The organism is Klebsiella sp. GFKo11, assembly GCF_056490265.1.
Window position 1 is genome coordinate 2,059,753 of sequence record NZ_CM151369.1, and the last position, 18,142, is coordinate 2,077,894.

14 protein-coding genes are annotated in these 18,142 nt (G+C 58.9%); 6 read left to right on the forward strand and 8 right to left on the reverse strand.

The window, feature by feature from the left end:
* The 3 genes from AC07P6_RS09980 to AC07P6_RS09990 are packed head-to-tail and all read left to right on the forward strand — an operon-like array spanning window position 1 to window position 2,819.
* Window positions 1-1,158, forward strand: coding sequence for an ABC transporter permease (locus tag AC07P6_RS09980; protein ID WP_478316132.1), 1,158 nt, complete (start codon window positions 1-3; stop codon window positions 1,156-1,158).
* Window positions 1,151-2,098: an ABC transporter ATP-binding protein gene (locus AC07P6_RS09985; protein ID WP_182207362.1), complete on the forward strand. Its 948-nt coding sequence runs from the start codon at window positions 1,151-1,153 to the stop codon at window positions 2,096-2,098. Before AC07P6_RS09980 ends, AC07P6_RS09985 begins: the two co-directional genes overlap by 8 nt.
* Window positions 2,082-2,819, forward strand: coding sequence for an ABC transporter permease (locus AC07P6_RS09990; protein WP_182239920.1), 738 nt, complete (start codon window positions 2,082-2,084; stop codon window positions 2,817-2,819). The genes AC07P6_RS09985 and AC07P6_RS09990 overlap by 17 nt, the downstream gene beginning before the upstream one ends.
* On the opposite strand, the gene AC07P6_RS09995 is transcribed toward AC07P6_RS09990, so the two are convergent.
* Complete coding sequence (locus AC07P6_RS09995) at window positions 2,794-2,907, reverse strand: protein YohO (RefSeq protein WP_004103838.1); 114 nt, start codon at window positions 2,905-2,907, stop codon at window positions 2,794-2,796. The genes AC07P6_RS09990 and AC07P6_RS09995 overlap by 26 nt on opposite strands.
* A gap of 334 nt (window positions 2,908-3,241) precedes the next feature.
* Window positions 3,242-3,982 (reverse strand): MerR family transcriptional regulator, encoded by a 741-nt coding sequence (locus AC07P6_RS10000; RefSeq protein ID WP_434662425.1) that lies wholly within the window; start codon window positions 3,980-3,982, stop codon window positions 3,242-3,244.
* A gap of 210 nt (window positions 3,983-4,192) precedes the next feature.
* Here AC07P6_RS10000 and AC07P6_RS10005 point away from each other — a divergent pair, with 210 nt between their 5' ends.
* Genes AC07P6_RS10005 through AC07P6_RS10015 form a run of 3 tightly spaced genes read left to right on the forward strand, consistent with a single transcriptional unit; the run spans window position 4,193 to window position 7,115 of the window.
* The gene (locus AC07P6_RS10005; protein ID WP_182239918.1) at window positions 4,193-5,881 is read left to right on the forward strand and encodes a sensor histidine kinase; all 1,689 of its coding nucleotides are present in this window, start codon (window positions 4,193-4,195) and stop codon (window positions 5,879-5,881) included.
* Window positions 5,875-6,594 (forward strand): two-component system response regulator BtsR, encoded by a 720-nt coding sequence (gene btsR / locus AC07P6_RS10010; RefSeq protein ID WP_182207358.1) that lies wholly within the window; start codon window positions 5,875-5,877, stop codon window positions 6,592-6,594. The genes AC07P6_RS10005 and btsR overlap by 7 nt, the downstream gene beginning before the upstream one ends.
* Before the next feature lie 53 nt (window positions 6,595-6,647).
* The gene (locus tag AC07P6_RS10015; RefSeq protein WP_110277433.1) at window positions 6,648-7,115 is read left to right on the forward strand and encodes a YehS family protein; all 468 of its coding nucleotides are present in this window, start codon (window positions 6,648-6,650) and stop codon (window positions 7,113-7,115) included.
* A gap of 284 nt (window positions 7,116-7,399) precedes the next feature.
* On the opposite strand, the gene AC07P6_RS10020 is transcribed toward AC07P6_RS10015, so the two are convergent.
* The 6 genes from AC07P6_RS10020 to AC07P6_RS10045 form a co-directional block, all read right to left on the reverse strand.
* On the reverse strand, window positions 7,400-7,861 hold the full coding sequence (locus AC07P6_RS10020) for a YehR family lipoprotein (protein ID WP_478316133.1): 462 nt from the start codon (window positions 7,859-7,861) through the stop codon (window positions 7,400-7,402).
* A gap of 15 nt (window positions 7,862-7,876) precedes the next feature.
* Window positions 7,877-9,871 carry an SWIM zinc finger family protein gene (locus AC07P6_RS10025; protein WP_478316134.1) on the reverse strand — a complete coding sequence of 665 codons (1,995 nt, stop codon included), beginning with the start codon at window positions 9,869-9,871 and terminating at the stop codon, window positions 7,877-7,879.
* Window positions 9,868-11,004, reverse strand: coding sequence for a vWA domain-containing protein (locus tag AC07P6_RS10030; protein ID WP_434662434.1), 1,137 nt, complete (start codon window positions 11,002-11,004; stop codon window positions 9,868-9,870). The genes AC07P6_RS10025 and AC07P6_RS10030 overlap by 4 nt, the downstream gene beginning before the upstream one ends.
* Window positions 11,004-13,289 (reverse strand): DUF5682 family protein, encoded by a 2,286-nt coding sequence (locus AC07P6_RS10035; RefSeq protein WP_478316135.1) that lies wholly within the window; start codon window positions 13,287-13,289, stop codon window positions 11,004-11,006. Before AC07P6_RS10035 ends, AC07P6_RS10030 begins: the two co-directional genes overlap by 1 nt.
* Window positions 13,290-13,299: 10 nt before the next feature.
* Window positions 13,300-14,388, reverse strand: a complete 1,089-nt coding sequence (locus AC07P6_RS10040) for an ATP-binding protein (protein ID WP_478316136.1) — start codon at window positions 14,386-14,388, stop codon at window positions 13,300-13,302.
* A gap of 152 nt (window positions 14,389-14,540) precedes the next feature.
* Window positions 14,541-18,131, reverse strand: coding sequence for a DUF4132 domain-containing protein (locus AC07P6_RS10045; RefSeq protein WP_478316137.1), 3,591 nt, complete (start codon window positions 18,129-18,131; stop codon window positions 14,541-14,543).
* Window positions 18,132-18,142 lie beyond the last annotated feature (11 nt).

Below are 18,142 nucleotides of genomic sequence, written 5' to 3' on the forward strand. Positions count from 1 at the left end.
GTGACGATTCGTTGTTATAACCGCGTTGCGTTGCTGCTGTCGTTTTTACTGCTGCTGGTGATGGCGCTGCCGTTTATCAATTATGCCCCTAACCGGCTGTTATCCGGCGAGGGGCGCTGGCTGTGGCAGGTCTGGCCGTCACTGGCGGGTGTGCAAGTGGCGGCGGCGCTGTTGATTTCTTTCCTGTGCTGGCGTCCTGGACGTCTCCCTCTGCTGTTTATCTTTCTGCTGGCGGATCTGCTGCTGCCGCTTTTGCTATGGGGCGCTGGTCAGGCGGCGGTTGAACTGGCGCGTAGCGGTTCACCGTTAGCCCGAACTTCACCCGGAAGCGGTCTGTGGCTGGCGCTGGCGCTCTGTCTGCTGATCGCCAGTGATGCCGTTCGCCGCCTGACGCCGCGCACGCTTTGGCGCTGGCTGCTGAATGCGCAAATTTGGCTGCTGCCCGGACTGCTGCTGTGGCTGGGCGCACTGGACGGCCTGTCGCTACTCAAAGAGTACTTCAACCGCCAGGATGTTTTTGACGATGCTCTGTATCAGCATCTCACGCTGCTGTTTGGCACCCTGCTGCCAGGGCTGCTGATTGGGTTGCCCATTGGCATTTGGGTCTGGCGGCATCCCCGCTGGCAATCGCCGGTTTTTGCCGTTCTCAACGTGATTCAAACCGTTCCCTCGGTGGCGCTGTTCGGCCTGCTGATCGCGCCGCTTGCCGGATTAGCCAGCCAGTTCCCGTGGATGGCGCAGCTTGGCGTTTCCGGCACCGGCATGACGCCTGCTTTGATTGCGCTGGTGCTGTATGCGCTCTTGCCGCTGGTGCGCGGAGTGGTGACCGGATTGCAACAGGTGCCGCGCGAAGCGCTGGAAAGCGCCGTGGCGATGGGGATGAGCAGCGGTCAGCGTTTTCGCCTGGTGCAGCTGCCGCTGGCACTGCCCGTATTATTGCGCAGCCTGCGGGTAGTGAGTGTGCAAACCGTCGGCATGGCGGTGGTGGCGGCGTTAATTGGCGCGGGCGGCTTTGGCGCGCTGGTCTTCCAGGGATTGCTGAGCAGCGCGCTGGACCTGGTACTGTTAGGGGTGATCCCGACCATCGCGCTGGCGGTGGTGGTGGATGCGCTATTCGCGCTGTGGGGCGCATTACTGAAAGGAGAGGCCCGTGATTGAGTTCGACGGCGTCAACAAAGCCTTTGCCGGACAGCCTGCGGTTAAAAACCTCAATCTGCATCTGCGCGAAGGGGCATTTTCGGTGCTGATTGGCACCTCCGGCTCGGGTAAATCGACCACGCTGAAGATGATCAATCGGCTGGTGGAGCATGATAGCGGCACGATCCGTTTCGCCGGGCAGGATATTCGCCAGCAGCCGGTTCTGGCGCTGCGCCGCAGGATGGGCTACGCCATCCAGTCTATTGGTTTGTTTCCCCACTGGACGGTGGCGCAGAACATTGCCACCGTTCCGCAGTTGCAAAAGTGGTCTCGGCAGAAAACACAGGCGCGGGTTGATGAGCTGATGGCGCTGCTGGGGCTGGAGCCTGGTCTGCGCGAGCGCTATCCACACCAGCTTTCCGGCGGTCAGCAGCAGCGCGTCGGCGTGGCGCGCGCCCTGGCGGCCAATCCGGAAGTGTTGCTGATGGATGAACCTTTTGGTGCACTCGACCCGGTGACGCGCGAAGCGCTACAGCAGGAGATGATCCGCATTCACCGCCTGCTGGGGCGCACGATTGTGCTGGTGACCCACGATATCGACGAAGCCCTGCGGCTGGCGGATCATCTGGTGCTGATGGACGGCGGCGAAGTCGTGCAGCAGGGCGAACCGTTGCAGATGCTGCTCGAGCCGAAAAATGCCTTTGTGCAGACCTTCTTTGGCCGCAGCGAACTGGGCGTGCGCCTGTTGTCGCTGCGCGGAGTCGGTGATTATCTGCGCCGCGATGAGCGCCTGGCGGGCGATGCGCTAAATGTAGCGATGACCCTGCGCGAGGCGCTGTCGCAGTTTGTTGCCCATCGCCGCGAGGTGCTGCCTGTGGTTGATGAGCAGGGGCAGGCCTGCGGGACGCTGCATTTTGCCGACCTGCTGCGCGAGGAGGTCCGGCGTGAAAGTTCTGCGTGATCCGCTGCTGTGGCTAACGGGAATGTTTATCGCGCTGTTGCTGGTGCTGCCCTACAGCGCGCCGCTGTTCAGCACGTTGTTTCCCGAGCTACCGCGTCCGGTCTATCAGCAGGAGAGTTTTGTTTCGCTGACCCTGGCGCACTTTTGGCTGGTGGCGCTCTCCAGTCTGGCAGCGACGGTTATTGGCGTCGGGGCCGGGATTGCGGTGACGCGTCCGGCGGGCCAGGAGTTTCGCCCGCTGGTGGAGACGATTGCTGCAATGGGGCAAACATTTCCGCCGGTGGCGGTGCTGGCGATTGCGGTGCCGGTGATGGGATTTGGCTGGCAGCCCGCGCTGATTGCGCTGGCGCTATACGGCATATTGCCGGTTTTGCAGGGGACGCTGGCCGGGCTCGGGGCGGTGCCATCTGGGGTATTAACGATCGCCCAGGGGATGGGGATGAGCGGCTGGCAGAGGTTGATAAAAGTGGAGCTGCCGCTGGCGGCGCCGGTGATGTTGGCCGGTATTCGTACGTCGACCATCGTCAATATTGGCACGGCAACCATCGCCTCAACGGTGGGAGCGAACACGCTCGGCACGCCGATTGTTATCGGTCTGAGCGGGTTTAATACCGCTTATGTCATTCAGGGGGCGCTGCTGGTGGCGCTGGCGGCGATTATCGTCGACCGCGGTTTTGAACGGCTGAACCGACGAATCAGCCGACACCGCCGCGAACAATAAACGAGTAACCGGCCAGCATTACGCCGCCGATCCCACTGATCGCCATAAATAAGAATAGGGTAATAACCGCAATTTTCGCTGGCTTCATAATAGGCTCCTGATGTTAACGCGGAGATTATACGGTGAAGCGCAGGTGTTAATGAAACATTAATTGCTTTTTAGCTACGACAATAACCCGGCTCGCGCTGCGCTTAGCCAGGCTACCCGTTCGTGCGGCCTGAATTGGGTAGCCCGGACAAGGTGCATCAAGCGCCGCCTCCGGGATTTCCGCTGCTCTCAATCCTCTGAGATTATCCCTCCCGGTGGCGCTGCGCTGACCGGGCTACGGGTCCGTGCTCAATCGAAAGCGTGCTACTGCGTGCGGTCTGGGTTTGGTAGCCCGGACAAGGCGCGTCGAGCGCCGCCTCCGGGAAAATATGCGCCTATGATGCCGCAGAGTTATTGAGCCAGATAACCTGGCCCTGCTGCTCCCAAAGACGCATTTGCTCTTGCTGGGAGCTGGCGGGAACATCACCACACCAGACCATCAACGTGCTGTCGGGGAAAAGCTCCGGGCGAATCTGGGTCAACGAATGAGCGAGGATATCAACCTGCCAGCCCTGCTCGCAGGCTATCCAGCCTTCCAGCCAAAGCCGGGTAAGATCGTTAATATTCCAGCCAATCACCAGCGCATGGCTACCCGGCTGTTTGGCAGCAGATGACAGGCTTCGGGCGACATGATTGATAAGAATGCCGTCAAGAATACCTCGCAGCGCCAGCAGCGTTGGTTGCGGGCTCAACAGGCGCTGGCGTAGGGGATTAATCAGGTGCTTGATCAGGATGTGTGCAGATTCGCTGCGGCTGCGCTCTTTAAGCCACAGGCGCAAACGGTGATAGCTACCATTTTGTAGAAACCCTAGCAGGAGCTCCTGCTGCTCGCGCCAACCATCGGCGACCTCCTGCTCGTTATCCATCAACAGCGTTTTGACTTTCCCCACCTGCACGCCAGAGTCAATCCAGCGCTTAATCTCGCGAATGCGGTCTATCTCGAACTCATTAAATAATCGGTGCCCGCCGTCGGTACGCTGGGGTTTGAGTAATCCGTAGCGCCGTTGCCAGGCGCGTAAAGTCACGGGATTGATGTCACAAAGCTGCGCGACCTCACCAATTGTATAAAGCGCCATTCTCTCCTCCCGTCGTGTTCTCCTCTATTAACTGTAGAAGCAGTTTGCTGAAGGGGAAAATATTGCTCTTTTTTTATACAGACTCTGCCGAGCGTAACGGCAAGAAGTGTGATCTCGCCCGTGAATTATCATTTTCTTGTATTGCTTCAAAGAAAGTTATAAGCAGGCAGTGTATGTTACGCGCTTTCAAGTGAAGTGTGGTCTGCGGGTATGTACGAGTTTGATCTGGTGTTGCTGCTGCTTCAGCAGATGTGCGTGTTTTTGGTCATCGCCTGGTTGATGAGCAAAACGCGACTGTTCATCCCCTTAATGCAGGTCACCGTTCGCCTGCCGCACAAACTGTTGTGCTACGTTACCTTCTCTATTTTCTGCATTCTGGGCACCTATTTCGGCCTGCATATCGAAGACTCGATCGCCAATACGCGCGCCATCGGTGCGGTGATGGGCGGCCTGCTCGGCGGCCCGGTTGTCGGCGGGCTGGTCGGGCTGACCGGTGGGCTGCACCGCTACTCGATGGGCGGCATGACGGCATTAAGCTGTATGGTGTCCACCATTGTTGAAGGGCTACTTGGCGGCCTGGTACACAGCATTCTGGTGAAACGCGGGCGGCCGGATAAAGTCTTCAGCCCGCTGACCGCTGGCGCTATCACCTTCGTTGCCGAAATGGTGCAGATGCTGATTATCCTGCTGATCGCCCGTCCGTTTCAGGATGCCCTGCATCTGGTGCAGAGCATCGCCGCGCCGATGATGGTCACCAATACCGTCGGCGCGGCGCTGTTTATGCGCATCTTGCTGGATAAGCGGGCGATGTTTGAGAAATACACCTCTGCGTTCTCGGCTACGGCGCTGAAGGTTGCCGCCTCTACGGAAGGGATCCTGCGCCAGGGATTTAACGAAGAGAACAGCATGAAGGTGGCGCAGGTGCTTATTCAGGAGCTGGATATCGGCGCGGTGGCCATCACCGATCGCGACAAGCTGCTGGCATTTACCGGGATCGGCGACGATCACCATCTGCCTGGCAAACCGATCTCTTCCCTGTATACCCAGAAGGCGATTGATACCGGCGAAGTGGTCTATGCCGATGGTAATGAAGTGCCTTATCGCTGCTCGATTCATCCCAACTGTAAGCTGGGATCCACGCTGGTTATTCCGCTGCGCGGTGAGAATCAGCGGATCATCGGCACCATTAAGCTGTATGAAGCGAAAAACCGGCTGTTTAGCTCTATCAACCGCACGCTGGGGGAGGGGATTGCGCAGCTGCTGTCAGCGCAGATTCTGGCCGGTCAGTATGAGCGGCAAAAGGCGCTGCTAACCCAATCGGAGATTAAGCTGCTGCATGCTCAGGTGAACCCGCACTTCCTGTTTAACGCGCTGAATACGTTAAAGGCGGTAATTCGCCGCGACAGCGACCAGGCCGGACAGCTGGTGCAATATCTGTCGACTTTTTTTCGCAAAAACCTGAAACGGCCAGCGGAAATCGTCACCCTGGCAGATGAAATTGAACATGTGAACGCCTATTTGCAGATTGAGAAAGCGCGTTTTCAGGCCAATTTACAGATTCAAATGCTGGTGCCCGAGGCGCTGGCGCAGCATCATCTTCCGGCTTTTACCCTGCAACCGATAGTCGAAAATGCGATTAAACACGGCACTTCGCAGCATCTTGGCGTCGGCGAAATCACCATTCGCGCGAGCCAATATGAGCGCTGGCTGCAGCTGGATATTGAAGATAACGCCGGGCTTTACCAGGATAAACCCAGCGCCAGCGGGCTGGGAATGAACCTGGTTGACCGACGACTGCGGGCGCGCTTCGGTGCCGACTGCGGAATAACCGTCACCTGCGAACCGGAGTGTTTTACCCGCGTTACGCTGCGACTGCCTCTGGAGGAGAACGCATGTTAAAAGTTTTAATTGTCGACGACGAGCCGCTGGCGCGTGAAAATCTGCGTATCTTGCTGGAGACCCAGCCTGATATTGAGATCGTCGGCGAGTGCGGGAATGCCGTAGAGGCAATTGGCGCGGTGCATAAACTGCGCCCGGATGTGCTATTTCTGGATATTCAGATGCCGCGGATCAGCGGCCTCGAAATGGTCGGCATGCTCGACCCGGAACATCGACCTTATATCGTCTTCCTGACTGCTTTTGATGAATACGCGGTGAAAGCGTTCGAAGAGCACGCGTTTGATTATTTGCTCAAGCCGATTGAGTCCACGAGGCTTGAGAAAACGCTGGCCCGCCTGCGCCATGAGCGCAGCCTGCAGGATATGACCGTCCTCGACGATACCCAGCAGGCGCTAAAATATATCCCCTGCACCGGCCACAGCCGGATCTGGTTATTACAAATGGAGGACGTGGCGTTTGTCAGCAGCCGAATGAGCGGTATTTACGTCACCGATAGCGAAGGGAAAGAGGGGTTTACCGAGCTGACTTTGCGCACGCTGGAGAGCCGAACGCCGCTGCTGCGCTGTCATCGCCAGTATCTGGTCAATATGGCCCACCTTAAGGAGATCCGCCTGGAGGAGAACGGCCAGGCGGAGCTGCTGATGCGCGCCGGGCAAACGGTGCCGGTCAGCCGCCGCTATCTGAAAAGCCTGAAAGAGGCGATTGGGCTGTAAAACGGCGGAATCGTGGTAGACTTAGCGCCAGAATTTTTCATCATGAAGGCATTATGATCAGTAACGATATCTTACGTAGCCTGCGCTACATCCTGAAAACCAACAATAACGGCCTGGTGCGCATTTTTACTCTGGCAGATGCGCCGGTGAGTGCAGAGCAACTGGTACCGTGGCTGAAAAAAGAAGACGAAGAAGGGTTTGCGCGCTGCCCGGACATCGTGCTGGCGAACTTCCTCAATGGCCTGATTTACGACAAACGCGGTAAAGATGAATCCGCACCGCCGCTGGCGGTTGAGCGCCGGGTGAATAATAACATCGTGCTGAAAAAACTGCGTATCGCCTTCTCCCTGAAGACTGATGACATTCTCGCTATCCTTACCCAGCAGAAATTCCGCGTTTCAATGCCGGAGATCACCGCCATGATGCGCGCGCCGGACCATAAAAACTACCGCGAATGCGGTGACCAGTTCCTGCGTTACTTCCTGCGCGGCCTGACCGAACGCGCGCACGCGAAATCCTGATATGCTTCCCCGGCACAGCCCACCGGGAAGAAACGGCCCCGATGCATCAACCTGGCGCATTCCCCGGAGGCGGCGCTTGCCGCGCCTGTCCGGGCTACCCGGCCCGCAGACAACTGTGAGCCTGTAGCCCGGTCAACGCAGCGCCACCGGGAAGAAACGGCTCCTATGCATCAACCTGGCGCATTCCCCGGAGGCGGCGTTTGCCGCGCCTGTCCGGGCTACCGGCCCGCAGACAACTGTAAACCTGTAGCCCGGCTCAGCGCAGCGCAAGCCGGGAATTGACGTTATTTCACCTCTTTAAATCCCTGCGACGTCAGCATTTTTTCCGACTCGCTAAGCGAAATAAACTTTTGCGCGCAATCGGTAAAACTAGCACCCGGCAGTTTGCACAGGTCGCTGATTTTGACCTGATTAAAGTCGATGGAGAGATGCTCCTGTGCGTAGCTCTCCTTATAGTCCACCTTGTGCGTGACGCCTTTAATGCTGCCGTAAGCCGCACCGATGGGGTCGATAATCTTGCGCGCCTGCTCTTCGTTAGTCACCCCGAGTGATTTATAAGGAATGGTGTTGTCCGCATCCTGACGCGTCACGATGTCCCCTTTGTAGTGATAGGTGAACGTCAGCTCAACGCCGTTCATGGTGTTGCTAAAGGCTTTAACCTCGTCTTTTTTGTTATCGCAGCCGACCAGCGCCGTCAGCAACACGGTTGCGCTCAGGATAGTGACGATCTTGCGGTTGAATTGCATAACGATTCCCTTTGTTTAATATTGTGCCATTTGCAGCTGTAGATAGAGTAAAGCTAACGTATTCAATGTGTTGTCTGGTGTGGCTGATTTATTCTCATGCAGCTGGCGCAGCAAACGAGCCAACTGGTTAAAGCCTTGCTCCGCCAGTTCATCGGCCAGCGTACTCGCTTCGCGAAAAAGGTTCTGTTGTTGGTAGCGTAGACCATTATGCAGGAGTTGGATTAACACCTCCTGGCAACGCTGTAAAAGCAATCCTGTCTGAGATATCGATGTTGATAAATCGGCGGCGGGCAACGGCCCTGCGGGGTGCGGTTCGGCATCCAGCGCCCAGGCCCGCGAGCGGGTCATCATCACCAGCGGTTCCAGGGTGAGCTGTCCATGACTAAACGTGACCATCCCGGAAACCATCACCACCGGATCGTCTTCTTGCCCCAGCAGCACCGCCATTCGCTCAACAGCATAAGGCGCGCTGGCGGAAGCGGGGAGCGACAGATGCAGAAGATTATCTTGCCCCTCGCCGCTGATAACCTGCGCATCCAGCGTTTGCCGCGCCGCATCCCAGCCCACGGCAAGGCACGCCTCAATCGGCAAAATAAATAAATTATCCACCTGGTTGAGCGGACGTACGCAGGCCGGGGCGCGCTGGTGCAGATATTCGCGCAGCGCCGCCACGCCCGGCTGGCGCAGTGGCGCATTGAGCATAAGCCAGGCGTCCGGGGTGAGCGGAACGTTGCTGCTCAGGCGGTGGCGTGTGCCCAGCAGCAGTTCGCCATTGGCATTACGCCGCGCCGATTGGGAAATGATTTGCCCGCCCGCCAGCGCCCCAGCCTGAAAAGTAAACAGGCGACGCTGCCATGCCGGGCTTTGCACCCGTTCAGCCAGCGGCCAGCTGCGCGATAAATGCAGGATGCTGCCGGTGTCCGGATCGCTAAACCAGATGCGTAAACCATACTGGCGATTATCCTGCCAGCTGCGCATGCCTAAAGAGATAAGCCGCACGTGGTCGAGCTGTGCCTCACCGGCAACGCCCAGACCGACGATAGTGCGCCACGGCAGAGGCGGAACGGCAAGTTGCGCCATGTGCCCGGCGCTCTCAAGGCGGGCGTTAAGACCGGCGAGCTGAGCGAGTAGCTGCGCGGGGTGATAATAGCTGGCACGCTGCTGGAACGCATCGACGCTCTGGCGAACCTCGTCAAGCGCCCCGACGACCCAGCGCCAGTTGGCTGCATGCGCTGCACGCTGTGCGCGGGTAAACGCGGCGTCAAGATTGATCGGCGGCTGGCTGATACCGCCTTGCCACAGAAGATGGCTTAGCTGCTGGAGGCTATGCCGGCAGGCTTCGCCCTCCGGGGTATCAAACGGACCCCCGCTGGCGGCCACCTTGTGGCTGTGGGTTTGCCAGACCAGATGAGTAAAGCCGGGCTGCTGGGCTTCGGCGTCGGTAAATGCCTGTACCGCCAGCGCCACATGTTCGCATAGCGATCCTTCCACACAATCGCAGCGGGCAAAGCGGATGCTGCTGCGGGAGTAAAAACGCACATCGCTCATCGGCAGCTTTGCCGAAGGAATCTCGCCAGGTAAGCAAAACAGCTCCACAGCTAACCCTTTATCCGCTAACTGCTGCGCCCGCTTACGGACGGCGTCGGGTAGGGTCGCCAGCTCTTCCTGCCACAATCCAGGATGCCAGCGCTCGGTATTTTCCGCCGCCTCTTCGGGTACGTCGTCGCTGACATTGGCACGCTGATAGCTCAGCACCAGCATCACGCGATGGCGGCACATGCTGCTGGCGCCGCAGGTGCAGCTGGACTCTTTCAGCGCCTGGTCCTTTGCCAGTCGGGTGCGGACTCCATCGTTAAACAGAGCGGTGAGCGCACCAGCATCATCCTGCTCCAGCTCGGGAATATTACCGCTATCCAGCTCTTTGATACTGCGTTTAACGAATCCGGCATTGCTCAGCGCCATCAGCGCCTGCTGCGTAAGCTCGAGTAATTCAGGGCGTAAAGGCATCATGATTGCAAATTCTCCGCCAGCCAGGCAGCCAGTTCACCGGGGGTCATCGCGGCGATTTGCGCCCCAACATTAACCAGAGACTGAGCCATCTCGTGGTCATAACAGGGCGATGCCGTATTGTCTAAGGCCGCCAGCCCGAGGACTTTGATACCGCTTTGTACGCTCTGCTTCACCTGGTGAATCAACAGGGATGTCGCACCGCCTTCAAAAAAATCGCTCACCAGCACGATGACGCTTTTTTGCGGCTGTTCAATGAGCTGCCGGGCATACTCTACCGCCTGGGCGATGTTGGTACCGCCGCCAAGCTGGACTTTCATCAACAACTCGACCGGGTCGGCGACGTCGGCGGTGAGATCTACCACGCTGGTATCAAAGGCCACCAGGTGAGTGCGGATACCCGGTAGTTGCCACAAACAGGCCGCCATGACGGCGGAATGAATAACGGAATCCACCATCGAACCGCTCTGATCGACCAGCAAAACCAACTGCCATTTTTCGCTATGGCGCTTAATGCGGCTGATAAACTTCGGTGATTCAATGTACAGTTTGCCGCGCTGCGGGTCCCAGTGCTTCAGGTTAGCGCGCAGGGTGTTTTTGAAGTCGAAATTGCGCGCCAGCGGGATGCGCGAGGGACGCTGACGGTCGCGTACGCCGGAAAAAGCCTGGCGAACCTCTTTTGCCAGCCGGGCCATGATTTGCTCGACCACCTGACGCACCAGCTTGCGGGCGGCGTTTAGAACATCCGGGTTCATCAAATGTTTGGTATGCAGCACTGCACGCAGCAGGCTTTCGGAAGGTTCGATGCGTTCCAGCACCTCCAGATTAGTCACTACCTCATCAATGCCGTAGCGCAGCACCGCATCACTCTCGAGTCGTTCGATGACCTGTTGCGGAAAAAGCGTATGGATGGCGTTGATCCACTCGGGCGTCGTCAGGTTCGAGCCCTCCAGCCCGCCCTGGCGTTCGCCGCGCTGTAGGCGTTCAGGGTCGCGGCCATATAGCCACTCCAGCGCCTGGTCCATTTGGCAGGCGCGTTCATCGAGCCCGCCAAGGCTGTTTTCGGCGGCTTCGCCTAAAATCAGCCGCCAGCGCTGGAGTTCACGGGTGGTCAGAAGATCGGATAGCGTATGCATTAGCGAATTCCCCAGTGCTGCAGTGCTGCCAGCGCCTGCTGTTCTAGCTGCTGATGACGAGTAAAGCGTTCCGGCGAACAGGGGATCGGTGCCTGAAGCACCTGCGTCGGCAGCATGGTCATGTGATAGTGATCGAGTACCTGACGCGCCAGCGCACCGCGTTCGCGTGGTGGCAGCCAGGCCATCGCCGCGCGTAAATCCGGCAGGGCGAGAATGAACTCATCTTCTGCCAACCGAGAAAGCAATTCGCTGAATCCGGCGATAAACGCGGGCTGGCAGGTCAACTGATGGCGGGCTAGCGCCAGCATGCCGTGTACAGCTTCCCCCAGCCGCTGCGACGGCAACTGCGCCAATAACGTCAGGGCCGCTTCAGCAGTTGCAGCGGGATGCTCAAGGCGAAGCAGTGCGCCGAGCGCCGCGCCGCGGTCGAGCGGGGCGGCATCGAACGCTCTCATACGCCGTTCAAATAAGGCCAGGGCGGCACTGAGCGACACCCCGGGTAAAACGCTGCCGTTTGGCATATCGCGCAGAATATGGCACAGCGTCTGCCAGCTATGTAGATGGGCATGAAACTGCGCCTCTTCGGCAACGCCGCTGGACTCGCAGAGCCATAGCGTCCTGTCAAGCGCCGCGCAGAGCGTAGTTTGCAGCACCACGGCATCTTGCATACCGCTGATATCGTCCAGACGCCACAGCGCGTAAAGCACCTCCAGCGCCGGGCCCATTTCGGCGAACTGGCTCTCCCCGGCAATAAGCTGCGCCAGCTGATCCAGCATCTGCTGGCTGAAGGTAGATAGCCCTGCCAGTGCCGCCTGGTTCAGGCTGGCGGCCAGGCTACGGATGCCGATGGAATCCAGCATGTCTACCTCAAGCCGCTGGCGCGCGGCCTCTGCCAGGGAGGCACCGTAACAGGCGGCCTCAATCAGCGCGGCATGCTGTTCCAGCGGACGAAAAAGCGACCAGCACTCTTCGCCGTCGCCGGAAAGCGTCATTGCGCTGCCCTGTCGCCGCTGGATCCCTGGAATATCGAGGATGGCCAGCCGATGCAGTACCTGACTTTTCGCAAGCTCGCCGGGTTCAAAGCGGTTGAGGGTCAGGCTACCGGACAGGGTAATACCGACCCGGGCCAGCTCGCGCTCCACATCCAGCGGCAGTGGGGGCAGCGGTGTTCCCGACGCCAGCTTGCCGAAGCCAGAACCTGCCAGCGCATCGACCATTGTCAGCAGGATCGGGTCGGTATCCGGATGAATCACGCCGCGATAGCTCCATGGCAGCCGGGCGTTCAGCGCTTCTTTAATCAGCGACCCCGCCAGCGCATCAAGCCAGTCGCAACGTAGCGGCTGGGCGTGACCGCGAAGCTGCGCCAGCGCCATGGCGCGTAGATGGGCGGCGGCGAGATCGGCCGTGGAGGCGGGCAGGCGACGCTGGCGTAAACGGGTGAGCAGGGTTTTCAGCAACTGTTCACCAGCCTGCTGCTGGCCGAGCTGCCAGCACCATTTCTGCCACACTGGCGCGGGCATCCCGGAAAGATAACCTGCCAGCACATCCAGGCGCTTTTCGCTATAGGGCGTCAGATAGCAGCCGGTGATGGCCTCGGGCGTCGGCGAAGGCGGGCATTCAGGCTCCTGCGTTTGCGCCGGGCAGTTTCGCCATTGCGTGGCCAGCGCCGGGGCATGCCAGCCGCCGCACACCACCACTACCGCGCCGTCATTTTTCCCCATCGCCCATGCCAGCCAGCGGGCCATAAAGACTTCGCGCTGGTGGTTGTTTTCACCACCGCTTTCGTTGCCGCGCAGGCGGATAAAGTAAGTCTCCAGCGCCTGTTTCAGGTCAGCGCGCTGGGTTTCGTCTTCAAACAGGTGATCCCACAGGGTATCGGTATTCTCCATCCCGCAGGCCTGAAGCAGGCGCTGCTGGTCATCGGCGCGGCGAGCGTCAGGAACTTCTTCATCGTCCTCACTCTGCGCCCACACCGGCAGGTCGATAAATCGGACGTGCGCCCCGGTTGCGCGAGCGGCCAGCAGCGCCTGCCATTCCGGAGAAAATTCAGCGAACGGCGTCCAGGCACCGCGCCCAGCCGTGCCGCCGTCCTGATGCTGACAGTAGCTGTAGATGGCGATGGGCAACTGATGAGGTAAAAACAGCTCATCCAGCCGATGATTAAAATCCGCCGGGCCTTCAATCAATACGTAGCGCGGACGCGTTTGTTCAATCTGTTCCTTCACCAGCCTGGCGCAGGCCGGGCTGTGATGACGAACGCCGATAATTAACGGCTGCTCAGGCATGCGTGTTCCCTCACGGCAGGCGGTGACGGGCCTGATAATAGGCCTGCCAGTGGGCTTCTTTATGCGTGCCGACGCGTTGTTCAAAATAGCGACGCAGGCGGGCGCGGTCATCTTCATTATCTTTAATGATGGTCCCGGCGATGCAATCCACCAGATCGGCGGGCTCCCCGGCACGGCTGGCTAAAAACCACGCCCGCACCCCGACGGCGTGGGCGACGTTAACCGCTTCGGCGGTGGACATAATGGCGTTGAGGGTATCCATTGATGTTTTCTTGCCACCGTCGGCGCGCAGATCGCGGAAGGTATGCACCAGTAGCTCCAGCACGGCGTCGGGCACTTTATGCGGGATGCCGCTATGCTCCAGCAGCCGGGCCGAGGCGCTGGCCACCAGCTCCAGCTCCTGCTGAAAATCCATAATCGGAAAGACGGTTTCGAAGTCGAAGCGGCGTTTCAGCGCCGCGCTCATTTCGTTAACTCCGCGATCGCGGGTGTTGGCGGTGGCGATAATATTAAATCCGGCGCGGGCGTACAGCTGGCTGTCATCGCCGGTCAGTTCCGGGATCGCCATTACGCGATCGGAAAGCATCCCCAGCAGGCAGTCCTGAACTTCCAGCGGGGTGCGGGTGATCTCTTCAAAGCGAACGATTTTACCGTCGCGCATTCCCTGAGACAGAGGGGCGGGCACCAGCGCCTGCGTCGACGGCCCCTGGTTTATCAGTAATGCATAGTTCCACGCGTATTTGATTTGATCTTCCGTAATGGCCGCGCCGCCCTGGATAGTGAGCCCGGCGTCGCCGCAAACGGCGGTGGCCAGCAGCTCGGAGAGCAGTGATTTCGCGGTTCCCGGCTCGCCTACCAGCATCAGGCCGCGCCCGGTCGCCAGGGTTACCAGCATCCGTTCGACGGCGGCGGGGCTGATAACCACTTTGCGGCTAATATTGCGAGCGCTATCGCCAAGGATGAAAGCCCGCGCCGCTGGCAGGCTCAACTGCCAGCCGGGCGGGCAAGGGAGCGAGTCATCCTGCTTAAGCCGTGCGAGTTCGTCGGCATACAGTACGGCAGCCGGCGGGCGCTGAAGATGTTTTTCCTGTGGTGACATATTTCTTCCTTAAAGAGTTATATTTAGCGCAATATCTCCCTGCGTATTCTGAGGTCACAAAGGCGCGTTCGGTAAGTGGAGCTAAAAAGTCAATATTCGACTCATGTGGTGAGTCGAATATTGTTGCTAATTGACTCACCACGTTTGTCACACTAGCGGGAAATAATCTCTATTGTGTTTAGCGCTTCGCTGAGATCCTGAGGATCGAGCCGGGAGAATGCAACGGGTTGTTCGCCGTAATAGAGCGTTATCGCGCCAAACTGCTGAGGGGCTTTAGCGTCTATGCTGTAGTGAACAAACCCCGGCGTGATTTCCAGTATCAGCCGATGCTGAGCAACATCGTAACAGAAATAGCTTTCGCTACCTTGCCACCAGCCCCGGCTGCGAATCCCCAACAGCTGTCCGCAGGTGGTTGATTTGCCCTGCCAGCGAGTTAGCTTGCTTCGCGTTGCTTCTTCCTCACACAGCAGCACCGTCCGGCGCGCTAGCTGACGGAAGGGCTGCAACAGCAGGTAGTCGTTGAGGATTTGTTCGAACGCCGCGCGCGTTTCATCACCCATTTCCAGTGGATGGGCGATGCCGAACACGGCATTCTCCGGCAGCGTGATGGATTCATCCTGGCTATCGCAGAATTCGCCCTCCGCTGCGACGCGAAAGGCGTTGAGCAGACGTCGCGGTTCATTCGCTGCGTAAACTCCCCACACTAAGCGCCGGGTCAGATGGCTGGTCAGTGGGTGGTCGACAAACAGCGCCTGAAACTCAGCCCGGCTCCAGCGCCGCGCCAGCCGTAGCGCACTTTCCAGGTGTGGCAGCAGGCGTTTGGCTACCTGGGTCGCATCTTTTTTCAGGCCTTTCAGTCGGACCAGCGCTTCTTCGGCTTTGGTCTGCTCATCCTCGGCGCGCAGGCGCGGAATACTTTTTTGCCGCGCTCCCTGCTGGTCGTATATCACCGGCAGCAGGTTTTCATCAAAGCGCACGCTAAAGCTACGGGTACCAAAGTCAAAGGTCAGCGCACTGGCGTCGTCCAGCCCCAGCGTCGGCGTCAGCCGGTCTTGCAGTTGCTCTTCGCTCAGGTCGCGCGCTTCGGCAACTTCTTTAAGATACTGTTCCGCGCTCTCGCGCAGCGGGCGCGATTTGGCTCGCAGCGAGATATGGTGCAGCTGGAGTAATGACATATCGCTGCCGATGCGAGTGAGGAGATGCAGCCCGCTGGCGGCGCGGGCCGATTTCCCCTCCTGCGGCCAGGCGAGGATAAGCTGGGTTAAATCACGCACCGTGCTCTCATCGCCGAAGATACCAAGTGTCTGAAATGCCCAGTTCTCTTTGGCGGGAGCTCCGGCGTTTTGCCAGGCGTTAAACAGATCCCAGGCAAAAGCGGCCAGCGACTGGGGCTGACAGGCGGCTTTGACAATATCCAGCCCGCAGTAATGATGGCCGCCCTGGGCGAAGCGCAGCATCTCGCCAAGGATCTCCAGCGCGTCGTCGGTTAGCGGCTGGTCGTTGCCAATCAGTCGTGGCCTGCGCCAGAGCGCGGGCTGCCAGAAGTCCGGCGCTTTCGGCATCCGGGTCGGGTAGTTGTCCAGCGGGTCCTGCGTCAGGAGTAGTTTCAGGGTCGCCCACAGCTGCGGTTCGTTCCAGCGCAGGGCGACCGTTTGCAGCAGCGCTTCGTGACCTTGCTGGTACAGCACGCGCAGGGCGTTAATCGCCGCTTCGCGGTTATCGCCCGCTTTGTCGAACGCCAGCGGGATTAGCGCGGTGGCGGCGTGTTCCGGCCATTGCAGTAGCCACTCACGGGCGAGGTTGCTCTGCGCCTGGAAACGTCGCCAGAGGCGGGCGACCGGTAGCGCCAGTTCCGTTGCACCGATATGAATCAGCAGCGGAAAGATCTCTTTTGGCCGATGCTGAAGCGCCAGCTGCAGGCCGGGCAGGGCATCCGTCCCGAGAATGCTCAACATATATTCGGCCCCAACGAATTTGAAGTTCTCTTCATTGATGCGCTGCCACAGCGTCACAGCCTGCTCGCGGGGCAACTGCATCAGCAGATAAAGATTCCAGCAGTCGTTGGGTTTATAGCCTTCGTCAAGATAGTCTCGCCAGGCCTGCAGCAGCACCTCGCTATTACCGCTGTGCAGTGCCTTAACGGCAGCTTCACACCATCCCGTTTTATTACTGTAGACGCTATACGATGATCCCAAATGCCCTTGCCGCCCATTCAACGTATATTGATGGAACAGATAATCCATGTCCTCAAAGCCCAGCTCTTGTAATACAACGCCCCCTTTACGGCTAAGGCGCTCAGGCAGCGGCAGGTCGTTAAAGAAACAGGCTGGCTTGCTGGTGCCCAGCGCCTCTCTTTCCCCCGGTTGCCAGTATTCCTGCGGAGCAACCTGGAGTACGGGAAGCTCAAAGCGTGGGCTGGCGGCTTTTTTCTTTTTGCCGCGCCACGGCGGCGAGAGCAGGATTTCCGGCAGGCTGGCGTTATCGGTGGTTGTCGTTACGCCTGAAGAAGGCAATTGTTGACAGCTTGCCAGCAGGGCCAGCGCCTGCGAGCTTAGCCAGGGACTGACTTCTTCAGCCAGCTGCGGATGCGTATTTAGCAACGCCTGAAGCAGCATGCGCCAGCCCTCAGCGCGTTTTTTCTGCTGTTGCGGGAGCTTTTTCTCTTCGATATGAGGATATCCGGGGCGAGCGGGCGGTACCGGCAGCGCCAGCAGTTCCGCCAGCGCCGCCAGCGTCGAGGCGGGGAATTTTTTGGCAAACTTAGCGACGCGCTCCTGGCTGGGTTTGTTTTTGTCCGCCACCAGCAGCAATAGCCGGATAACCTGCGGATGGTTGATTTGCGCCAGCAGGCTGCCGCAGTCGTCCCGGTGCGCATAGGCCGCCAACCGGGACACCGCCGCCAGACCTTGTTCGCGTAAAACTGCGGCACAGGCGGCGTAGCCATAGCGGTTCTCGTAATACATATCGCTACCTTCGCGATCGGTAAAGATATCGTGCTCCCAATACTCCTCCAGCTCAGCCAGCGCTGTGGGAGTCGTGGCGACGGCTTTTAGCCACTCTTTTGATGATCTATAGCTTTCCTGGCCGTGAGTAACAGAAACTTTATTGGCGATATCTGGCCTTTCGGGCAGCAACAGGGCAATAAACGGTTGGCGGTATAGCGGCACGTCTGCAAGCGCAGTGGCGAGTTTGTCAGTGCAACGTTGCCAGATCTCTTCCTCCGCCAGCGACAGGTGTTTGCGCAGGCGTAGGTCGAAGGCATCGTAGGTTTCGGCGCGAAAACCGTATTTTCCCTTCTTATCCGGGTAGCAAAACACGATATTAGGCTGTTCGTATTTGTTATATGCCATCGCAATACTCTGGCGGGCAATGACTACCTCGGTGGCGTACTCGACGCCATACAACTGAACGATCTCATCCAGCAGTTCGGGGGTGTCGTCTTCCGTCAGGCGGGTTAACGTCGCCATGGTGGGGGCGGGCATGGCGGGTTTTGCCTTACCCACATAAGAAACTGCCAGAGCAATTGCCTGTTGCCACTCCGGCGTACATTTTTCATAGCCCCAGGTGAGGGAGCGATAGCGGGCGGGAATATCGTTCGCCAACTGCTGAATCCGCCCCTCTTCAACCAGCGGCACCGGCTCGCCCGGCCAGCGGCGGTGGCTTAACGCTTCTTTACCCTTTTTAAAGGTCAATTCCAGCTGTGCATCATCCGCCAGCCACGGTGGGGTTACTGCGTTGTGCATAAACGTTCCTT